An 8,996-nucleotide genomic window follows, 5' to 3' on the forward strand; every position below is an offset into this window, starting at 1 on the left:
ATGAGTGCGAAGGATATCGGCGGCGTCGCGCCGGCAGCCTGGCTTGCCCTGGGTGGTCTTGTCGTCGTCGTCGCCGTGCCCTTCGTCGCGATCGTCCTTCAGGCGATCTTCCCCGCCATCGGGATGGGCTCCTTCGCGAAGCCCTTCTCGCTCTTGGGGGCGACGCTCGCCGATCCGCGCCTCCTGCGCATGACCGGCAACACGGTGCTTCTGGGAACCTGCGTGGTGATCGCCTCGGCGCTCCTGGCGATCCCGCTCGGCGTTGCCCGCGCGCTCTACCGCGTCCCCTTCGCGCCGGTCTGGGACGTGCTCCTCCTCGTGCCCTTCATGATCCCGCCCTATATCGCCACGCTCGGCTGGATCATGACCTTGCAGCCGCACGGCTATCTCGAGCAGCTTTTCGGCTTCAACCTCGCGCCGGTGCTCTTCTCGTTGTTCGGCATGACGCTGGTCATGACCTTCAATACCTTCCCCGTCGTCTATTTCGCCGTGTCACGGACCGTCGAGGCGGTCGGCGCGCGCTATGCGGATGTCGGCCGGGTCTTCGGGGCGACGCCGGCCCGGGCCTTCTGGCGCATCACGCTGCCGCTGTCCGCGCCGGGGCTGGCCGCGAGCCTGCTGCTCGTCTTCGCCGCCGCGATCGAGGAATACGGCACGCCCGCGGCGCTCGGCCGCCGCGCCGGCTTCGACGTCCTCGTCACCGGCATCGATACGCGCGTCGGCGACTGGCCGATCGACCTGCCGGGCGCGGCCACCCTGTCGCTCCTGCTGGTCGCCCTGTCGCTGGCGGCCTTCCTCCTCCAGCGCTGGATCCTGACGCGCCGTTCCTACCAGACGGTGAGCGGCAAGCCGCAGAATGGCGACAAGCGCCCCCTCGGCTATTTCACGCTGCCGGTTCTGGCCCTCTTCGGCGTGGTCGCCTTCCTGTCGACGGGCGTTCCCATGCTGGCAATCCTCTCGACCGCGCTATCGCGGACGATTTCCGGCGGGCTTGCCCTCGACAACCTGACGCTCGACAATTTCGCCGCCGTCTTCGGCAATTCCGCCGGTGCGCTGGGGGCGCTCGCCAACAGCCTGACGCTCGGCGTCGCGACCGCGCTGCTGACGGGCCTGATCGGGGTCGTGTCGGCCTATGTGGTGGTCAAGACGCGCATGCGGGGCCGGGCGCTCATCGACATCATGACGGTGCTGCCCAATGCGCTGCCGGGCATTGTCGTCGCCGTCGGCCTGATCCTCGCCTGGAACATGCCGGGCCTGCCTTTCACGCCCTACAATACAGGCTTCATCCTGCTGCTCGCCTATTGCTGCATCCTCTTGCCGCAGACCGCGCGCTATGCCACGGCCGCCTTCGTGCAGATCGGCGACAATCTCGAAGCCGCCGCGCGGGTCTTCGGTGCCACCGGCGCCGTCGCCTTCCGGCGCATCCTGATCCCGCTGGTCTTCCCCAGCCTCGCTTCGGCGATGCTCCTCGTCTTCGCGCTCGCCTCGCGGGAGCTGGTGGCGTCCGTCGTGGTCGCCCCGGTCGGCATGCAGACCATCGCCACCTTCATCTGGCGTCAGTTCGAACAGGGCTCCGTGGGCCTCGGCATGGCCATGGCTTTCGTCACCATCGTCCTGACGACACTCCTGCCGCTGGTGTGCCTGCGCCTGCTGAGCAGGAAGAGCTTGATCAAGGAGTGAGCCAGTCAAGTCCGGCCGATCATTCTCACCGGCTGCGGACAGGGCTATCCAACGATGGGCGGCGAGTGGCCCATAACCGCAGTGCAAACCATGGCATCGTACAGGTTTGGGATGCGTGTTCGTCGGATGAGGGTGGAAGAAACGAGCGAAGAAACGGACGGGTTTTCGGCAAGGGCCGGGAAGATGCCTTTCACATCCGTACCATCGGCGCGATGACAGTCATTGCAGAACTGCATATAGCCGAGGTCGTGTATGCGCTGTAAGGCGCATCGCCCTTTGATGGTGTGCCGATCTCCGGCTTCGCGAATGCCGGGGTTTCCTGTCCGCGCAGGCGAGCTGGGGATGGATGACCGGGGCTACCTGCTTTATGAGTCGGCTTCACGACGGATTTGTTCATCGGCCTCCTCGCCTTCAGTGCCCCAGTTGTCCAGGACCATGTGAAGACCGGGATCCGAATGGAATCGGTGGCCGCTGGCGCGCTCTTTTTCGTTCTGTTCGGCAGGAGAACGAAGCGAATTCATCTTCGGACGCAGTAGCCTGCAGGCACCCCGAGTGAGCAGGCATTTCCTGTCTCTCTCTAGCCGGATCGACGCCTGCCGCGTGCCTGGCGGTCGATGATGGCGTCAATCGAGAATAAGCCCGGCCCGCGTGCCGCGATGAACAGGAGAGAGACGGCCCAGGTGCCGTGCGTCGGCCAGGCATCCGGATAGACGAAGATCTCGATCACCAGCGTCATCGCCAGCAACGCCAGTGCGGAGAAACGGCTGGCGAGACCAATGACGAGGAGGAACGGGAAGAGGTGTTCGGCAAAGGCGGCAAGGTGTGCGGCAAGCCAGGGATCGACGAGTGGCAGCTTGTATTCGTTCTCGAAGAGATAGACCGCGCTGTCGGAAACCGACCAGCCGTCCAGCTTCGTCTGGCCGGATCGCCAGAAAACGGCGGCTATGGAAAGGCGTGCGACCAGGGCGATGAGGTCGTTCGGAATCCGGTCGAGCGCCTGTATCGCCTGTTCGAGGAGGCGCTGCGGTAGCGGCGTGGCGAGATCAGGCGCGGTCACGGTCTTCATCGTCTTGGTCTTTCCTGGTGGCGGTGAAGGCTCCGGCACGGAGCAGGATTGCGAGATTTTCGGAAAGGTCGAAGGCGGCATCGTCGGTCATCGCCGCGCCGGTGGCTTCTGCCAATGTGCGGCCTTGCGCCAGATGCCCGAAGAAGGATGCGCCGGCCGGCGGCAGCGGCACGACCTCGACGGTCATGCGGGGGCGGACCACGAGGGCGTCTTCGCCGCGCCAGTCCGGAATGGGTGCAATGGGACGCTCACCCGCATTCATCGCCCAGATCGTTGCTGCCGGATGAGACGACGAAACGATCGAAAGGGCGGGATGGGAGAGGAAGACAAGGTCGCCCAGCCGATCGGGTTTGATGCTTGCAAGGGCCTGCGGATCGAGCGATGCCGCGTCGGCCGCATGATAGGCGCGGGTCCGGGCCGCTTCGAGGCGCATGACATCCGCGAGATAGACGATCTCGCGAGCCGGCTCGAAGGCTGCTGCGAAATCCGGAAAATCATCGCCGTAGATCAGAAGCAGCGGCGAGCGCGGCGGATGGACGCGGATGAAGGCCTCGGCCATTGCCTGGAAGAACTCGGCTCCGACGATCCGCTCGGATGCAGGAAACCGGGCGGCAAGGGCGTCGGTCAGGCTGGCCGACACATTGTTGCGATAGACGCTGTAGCGGCGGTGCGGTGACGGCGAATTCCAGGCCATGACGCCGGCAGGTGGCGGCGCGGCTTTCAGGAGGCCGGCGGCGAAGGCGCTCTGGGTCGCTTCCGGCATGGCTCAGGCTGCCCTTTGGCGCGCTGCGGCATCGATCAGGCGCTGTGCCGCCACGGCCTCCCCCCGGAGCAACGGCCAGGCGGGCACGTCGTTGTCCCATTCGATGAGGCTCGCGACTGGGCCGATACGGCCAAGGACCGTTTCGTAGAGCGCCCAGACCGGATCCTTCACCGGCGTGTCGTGGCTGTCGATGAGAAGTGGTGCACCGAGGTCATCCACCGTTTCGGAATGGCCGCTCAGGTGGATCTCGCGCACAGCCTCCAGCGGGAAGCGGGCGATGTAGTCGCGCGGATCGAGATTGTGGTTTATCGCGGCGACGAAGACATTGTTGACGTCGAGCAGCAGGCCACAGCCGGTACGGCGTGCAATCTCGGCGAGGAAGTCGGTTTCCTCGAGCGTGCTTTCCGCAAAGAGCAGGTAGGTGGCCGGGTTTTCGAGCAGCATCTGTCGGCCGAGCGTCTCCTGTACCTCGTCGATGTGCTCGCCGACGCGGAAGAGCGTTTCCTGCGTATATGGCAGGGGCAGGAGGTCACTGAGGAAGACGCCGTCGTGCGTCGACCAGGCGAGATGTTCGGAAAAGCTCTCCGGCTGGTAGCGGTCGCACACGGTTTTCAGCCGGGTGAGATGATCGCGGTCGAGCGGCTGCATGGAGCCGATGGAAAGGCCGACGCCGTGAATGGAGAGCCCATAATCCTCACGCAGCTTGCCGAGTTGGGCATGCGGCGGGCCGCCGGCGCCCATGTAGTTCTCGGCATGGACCTCGAAAAAACCGACGGGCTGCGGTTCGGCGATGATGGCTGCGAAATGCTCGGGCTTGAAGCCGGCGCCGGCGCGCTGGGACAGGGCTGAGGGGATCATGGCGAAACCTTTCGACGAGGAAGGCGACGGCGCCGCAAAGGCGCCGTCCGGCAGGGCAGATGCGGGGCTCAGGCCGGCGCCATGCCCGGTTCCAGCATGCCGTGCCCATCAGGCGTCTTCATCGACAGGCACGTTCCCTTCGGAACGAGCTTGAAGGCGTTCTGCTGGTAGTCGATCTTCGACGTGCCGGCGCAGGTCGTACCCGGACCTGCGGCGCAGTCGTTCTGACCCTTCATGGCGATACCGTAGCACTTCTCCTTGGCCTCTTCGGCCGTGGCGGGCGTGGCAATGGCGGCAAGCGCGGAAGCGAGCGAGCCGGCAAGGGTGAGGGTGACGATCGTGGTCTTCATTCTCTGTCTCCGTTTTTGGGCCAGCCGCGACTGGCTATGCATGGACGGCTACGGAGAGGGATGATGGTTCGTTACAGGAGGAGGTTCCGGCTTTTTTCGGCAGCTCTTGTCGCGCAGCTATCGTTACACGAAAAAAGCCTTGCGCATCAGTTTCTTAGGCTCGTTGCGGATTCCTCGGCACAGACGCGGTAACAAAACCGTGTCTCCTGGCGTAGGGTATGCAGCAGTGAAACAGTCGGCGCGCGAAGAGGAATGGGCGGCATGGCTGCGCCTCGCCATCAAGGGCGATGCGCAGGCCTATAATCGTTTCCTCGTTGCGGTGACGCCGCATCTGCGTAGCATGGCGCGGCGACGCTGCGACCAGTACGGTGCGCCGGCGAGCGAGGCGGAGGATGTGGTGCAGGAAGTGCTGCTCGCCGTCCATCTGAAGCGCGGCACCTGGGATCCGACCCGGCCGCTCGGGCCGTGGCTGGCGACGATTGTGCGCAATAAGCTGGTCGATAGCCTGCGTCGCCGCGGCCGGCATGGGAATGTGCCGCTCGAGGATGTTGCGGATTTCCTGGCGGCGGGGGACGAAACGCACGAGGCCGCGGACCGGCTGGACACGGAGACCGTGCTCGCCCGACTGAAGGCCCCGCAGCGCGATATCGTCCGCTCGATCTCCATCGAGGGGGCCGGCATCCGCGAGACGGCAGCGCGGCTGAAAATGACGGAAGTCGCGGTGCGTGTCGCCCTCCATCGGGCGCTGAAATCGCTGGCCGCCCTCTATCGGAGCGAATGAAATGAAGACCGACGACCTGATCACCCTGATGACGCAAGACGCGCCCGTCGGCATGCGCTACGGCCGCGTGCTGGCGCTTGCGCTTGGCGCGGGCGTCGTCGTCTCGGCCGTGCTGCTCATCGCGACGGTGGGGCTGAGGCACAATATGGCGAGCGTCTTCGAGACGGCGCGCGTGCTGTTCAAGATCTTCGTTACAATCGTCCTTGCCATCTTCGCCGTGCGGCTCGCCATGCGCATCGGCCGGCCGGGGGAGGAAACGCGCCGTCCCGCGCTTCTGCTCGCTGTTCCTGCCGCGATGGTCGCCGCCGCGGTCGGCGCCGAGATCTTTGCGCTGCCGGCCGATGCGTGGCGGGCAAACGCGGTCGGCCGTAACGCCCTCTTCTGCCTGCTCTTCGTGCCGGTCCTTTCGCTCGCGCCCTTCGCCGGTCTCTTCTGGGCTTTGAAAAAAGGCGCGCCGCAAAGCCCCACGGCGGCGGGCGCTGCCGCGGGCCTTGCCGCCGGTGCGATTGCCGCGGCCATCTATGCTTGGCATTGCCCGGACGACAGCCCGCTTTTCCTCGCCACCTGGTACACGATCGCCATTGCCGGCGTGACCGTTGGCGGCGCGCTTCTTGGCCGCCGTCTGCTGCGCTGGTAGCTGGCTGCTGCTTGCGCGCCTAGCCTGCGTGCTCGATCTTGCCCCTCAACTGCGGGTAGGCCTAGCTCGACTCCGTTCAGCATGGCGCCTGCGCCTCCTCCCTTTCAGCCTAGCTTACCGAGTAAAGGCCAGGGAAGACATGGACTTTGGTGCGATTCGACCCGGGAGGACACATGACCTCGACCGAGCCCGTCTACGGCGGCTCAGTGCTGCTTTATGCACTGTCGGCGGCGAGTGCCTTCGCGGTCATGCACGCTTTCCTTGCCACCCCACCCAGGCCCGGTCGCCACGGGCGAACTGCTGGGGGCTGATATAGGCCTTCTGGTGCTGGTCGGCCTCGCCGTCGCCCTGCCGACCTGGTATCTGGGCAGCTACCTCTTCGGCCTGTGGGCCGGCAAGCGTTTCGAACTGCCGGTTCCGGAACTTCTCGGATCGCTCAGCGAGGCGGCGCATGACCGCCGCGAACCGCCGTCCTTCGGCACGGTGATGCTTGTGCTGTTGCTGCCGCTCTTGCTGATCTTCCTCAACACCGGCCTTGGCACGCTGGCGACCGCCAGGGCGATCGACGGCGACGCTCTGTGGGTGAGCATCCTGCGCATGGCCGGGCAGACGCCGGTCGCATTGCTCATCACCGTCCTCGTCGGCATGTGGACGCTCAGCGGCCAGCGCACGCTCAAGGACATGGAAAAGCTGATGGATGGGGCCCTCGGCCCGGTTTGCGCCATCATCCTCGTGACCGGCACCGGAGGCATGTTCGGCGGCGTGCTGCGCGCAAGCGGCATCGGCCAGGCGCTCGTCGGCAGCCTGGAGGCGGTCTGCATGCCGCTGATCGTCGCCGCCTTCCTCATTTCCACGGCGCTGCGCGTGGCGCAAGGCTCGGCCACCGTGGCGTTGACCACGACGGCGGGCCTTCTCGCACCCACCATCGCCGCGACGGTGCTGAGCCACGTGAACGATTCCGGCTTCTGGCTGGTCGGCCGCTTCCTCCAGATAAACGAACGGACCACGCTCCAAACTTGGACCGTGACGGAAACCCTGGGCTCCGGTCTCTCCCCCGCCTCAGGGGGAGGGAAACCCCGCAAACATTTCTGGCAGAACCTCATCGCGGCCTGTGTTTCGCTGGGCTGGAATACGAGCTTCTTTGCCATGAGCCTCGCGCTTCCGGCTGGGCACTCGCGGGGGGATGTGGGCCCGGGTGCGCTCCCGATGGAGATTGCCATCTTCGGCATGGTCGTTTCGGCGATCTACTTCGTGCAGGTGCTGCGTGGCCATGCTCTCGGTGGCGCGGACGAAAAGGTGGATGTGGCGCGTGGCGCGTGCCTGCTCGTCCTTTTTGTCGCCGTGGCGCTCAGCGCGAACTGGATCGGCCTGGCGCTCGGTCTCGGCGTCGGCTCCGGCGTTGCGACCTTGCTCTTCCCGGGAACGAGGCCGCTGGTGCGCGCGGTCGCAACCGGCATCGGTTTCTGGGCGATTGCCTATGTGCTGTTCGGCATGCTGCTCGAGCTTCCGCTGCCCTGACCTGAAACGCTATCGATTGGAGTGAACGACATGACCGCGGATGGCATCCCGTGCATGATGATGAGGGGCGGCACGTCGAAGGGCGCCTATTTTCTCGCTGACGATCTGCCTGCCGATCCTGCGGAGCGGGACCGGCTGCTGCTGCGTATCATGGGCTCGCCGGATCCGCGCCAGATCGACGGCATCGGCGGGGCCGATCCGCTGACGAGCAAGGTCGCCGTCATACGAGCATCGGCCCGGCCGGGCTTCGACGTTGACTTCCTCTTCCTCCAGGTCTTCGTCGACCAGTCGCTGGTGAGCGATAGCCAGAACTGCGGCAATATCCTTGCCGGGGTCGGAGCCTTTGCGGTCGAGCGGGGTCTCGTCCGGCCGGCCGAAGGCGAAACGTCCATTCGTATCTATATGGAAAACACCGCGCAATCGGCCGTCGCGCGCATAACGACCCGCAACGGTCGCCCGGTCTATGCGGGCGAGGCGCGTATCGATGGTGTGCCGACACCTGCGGCCCCCGTTTACCTCACCTTCACCGATGCCGCCGGTTCGAGCTGCGGTGCGCTGCTGCCGACCGGGTCTGCGGCAACGGAGATCGAGGGTATCGCCTGCACGCTGATCGACAACGGCATGCCGGTTGTCGTGATGCGCGCGGCGGATTTCGGCCTGACCGGCTATGAAAGCCGCGAGGAGCTGGAGGCGAACGATGCCGTCAAGGCGCGTATCGAACGCATCCGGCTCATTGCCGGTCCATTGATGAACCTCGGTGACGTCGCGAAGAAGTCCGTGCCCAAGATGACGCTCGTCGCCCCGCCGACGGCGGGCGGGGCCATCATGACGCGCAGCTTCATTCCCCACCGCGTCCATGCCTCCATTGGCGTCTTCGGAGCGCTGAGCGTAGCGACCGCGTGCATGTTTCCGGAAAGCCCGGCGGCGTCATTAGCTTCCTTGCCGGCCGGTGAGGACAAGAGCGTCTCCGTCGAGCATCCGACAGGCAGAATGGATATTCTCCTGCGGCTTGACAGCAATGCACCTGACGGGTTGGGGGAGTGCTCCTTCCTGCGAACGGCCAGAAAGCTGTTCGACGGACGGGTATTCACCGAATAAAACTCCCTTCAGGACGAAACCCCGCTATACAGCCTGGCATAACTCTCGCGCAGCACGTTCTTCTGCACCTTGCCCATCGTGTTGCGCGGCAGGTCCTCGACGAAGAGCACGCGCTTGGGCTGCTTGTAGCGCGCCAGCCGGTCCTTCAGCCCGTCGAGCACCGCCTGTTCGTCGATGGCCGCGCCCTTCTGGCGCACCACGACGGCCGTCACGCCCTCGCCGAAATCGGGATGGGGCACGCCGAT

10 protein-coding genes are annotated in these 8,996 nt (G+C 65.5%); 5 read left to right on the forward strand and 5 right to left on the reverse strand.

All coding sequences use genetic code 11. From position 1 onward, the window contains the following. Positions 1–1,680, forward strand: coding sequence for an ABC transporter permease (locus MUU56_RS18955; RefSeq protein ID WP_244768833.1), 1,680 nt, complete (start codon positions 1–3; stop codon positions 1,678–1,680). A gap of 577 nt (positions 1,681–2,257) precedes the next feature. Here MUU56_RS18955 and MUU56_RS18960 read toward each other — a convergent pair. The 4 genes from MUU56_RS18960 to MUU56_RS18975 form a co-directional block, all read right to left on the reverse strand. Continuing rightward, the gene (locus MUU56_RS18960) at positions 2,258–2,746 is read right to left on the reverse strand and encodes a DoxX family protein (protein WP_244768834.1); all 489 of its coding nucleotides are present in this window, start codon (positions 2,744–2,746) and stop codon (positions 2,258–2,260) included. Beyond that, complete coding sequence (locus tag MUU56_RS18965) at positions 2,724–3,509, reverse strand: HvfC/BufC N-terminal domain-containing protein (RefSeq protein WP_244768835.1); 786 nt, start codon at positions 3,507–3,509, stop codon at positions 2,724–2,726. Before MUU56_RS18965 ends, MUU56_RS18960 begins: the two co-directional genes overlap by 23 nt. Positions 3,510–3,512: 3 nt before the next feature. Next, a complete protein-coding gene (bufB, locus tag MUU56_RS18970) occupies positions 3,513–4,367 on the reverse strand; it encodes an MNIO family bufferin maturase (protein WP_244768836.1) in 855 nt (284 codons plus the stop codon). Between the two features lie 68 nt (positions 4,368–4,435). Continuing rightward, positions 4,436–4,717, reverse strand: coding sequence for a BufA1 family periplasmic bufferin-type metallophore (locus tag MUU56_RS18975; protein WP_244768837.1), 282 nt, complete (start codon positions 4,715–4,717; stop codon positions 4,436–4,438). A 226-nt stretch (positions 4,718–4,943) separates the two neighbouring features. On the opposite strand from MUU56_RS18975, the gene MUU56_RS18980 reads away from it, so the two are divergent. From MUU56_RS18980 to MUU56_RS18995, 4 genes are all read left to right on the forward strand, one after another. Further along, positions 4,944–5,498, forward strand: coding sequence for a sigma-70 family RNA polymerase sigma factor (locus MUU56_RS18980; protein ID WP_244768838.1), 555 nt, complete (start codon positions 4,944–4,946; stop codon positions 5,496–5,498). A gap of 1 nt (position 5,499) precedes the next feature. Beyond that, positions 5,500–6,135: an NrsF family protein gene (locus tag MUU56_RS18985; protein WP_244768839.1), complete on the forward strand. Its 636-nt coding sequence runs from the start codon at positions 5,500–5,502 to the stop codon at positions 6,133–6,135. 261 nt (positions 6,136–6,396) lie between these two features. Then, the gene (locus MUU56_RS18990) at positions 6,397–7,653 is read left to right on the forward strand and encodes a GntT/GntP/DsdX family permease (protein ID WP_244768840.1); all 1,257 of its coding nucleotides are present in this window, start codon (positions 6,397–6,399) and stop codon (positions 7,651–7,653) included. 30 nt (positions 7,654–7,683) lie between these two features. Beyond that, positions 7,684–8,751 carry a 4-oxalomesaconate tautomerase gene (locus MUU56_RS18995; RefSeq protein WP_244768841.1) on the forward strand — a complete coding sequence of 356 codons (1,068 nt, stop codon included), beginning with the start codon at positions 7,684–7,686 and terminating at the stop codon, positions 8,749–8,751. Between the two features lie 8 nt (positions 8,752–8,759). Here MUU56_RS18995 and MUU56_RS19000 read toward each other — a convergent pair. Next, positions 8,760–8,996, reverse strand: a 237-nt coding sequence (locus MUU56_RS19000; RefSeq protein ID WP_425314252.1) for an AMP-binding enzyme, incomplete at its 5' end; no start/stop codon positions are given.

Origin of the sequence: Shinella yambaruensis, assembly GCF_022899355.1 — a bacterium.
In the GTDB taxonomy this organism is placed as follows: domain Bacteria; phylum Pseudomonadota; class Alphaproteobacteria; order Rhizobiales; family Rhizobiaceae; genus Shinella; species Shinella yambaruensis.

Excerpts from the sequence above, each read along its gene's own strand:
- MUU56_RS18965 (WP_244768835.1), bottom strand. The coding sequence starts at position 3,509 with ATGCCGGAAGCGACCCAGAGCGCCTTCGCCGCCGGCCTCCTGAAAGCC.
- MUU56_RS18995 (WP_244768841.1), top strand. The coding sequence starts at position 7,684 with ATGACCGCGGATGGCATCCCGTGCATGATGATGAGGGGCGGCACGTCG.
- MUU56_RS18985 (WP_244768839.1), top strand. The coding sequence starts at position 5,500 with ATGAAGACCGACGACCTGATCACCCTGATGACGCAAGACGCGCCCGTC.
- MUU56_RS18955 (WP_244768833.1), top strand. The coding sequence starts at position 1 with ATGAGTGCGAAGGATATCGGCGGCGTCGCGCCGGCAGCCTGGCTTGCC.
- bufB (WP_244768836.1), bottom strand. The coding sequence starts at position 4,367 with ATGATCCCCTCAGCCCTGTCCCAGCGCGCCGGCGCCGGCTTCAAGCCC.
- MUU56_RS18960 (WP_244768834.1), bottom strand. The coding sequence starts at position 2,746 with ATGAAGACCGTGACCGCGCCTGATCTCGCCACGCCGCTACCGCAGCGC.
- MUU56_RS18975 (WP_244768837.1), bottom strand. The coding sequence starts at position 4,717 with ATGAAGACCACGATCGTCACCCTCACCCTTGCCGGCTCGCTCGCTTCC.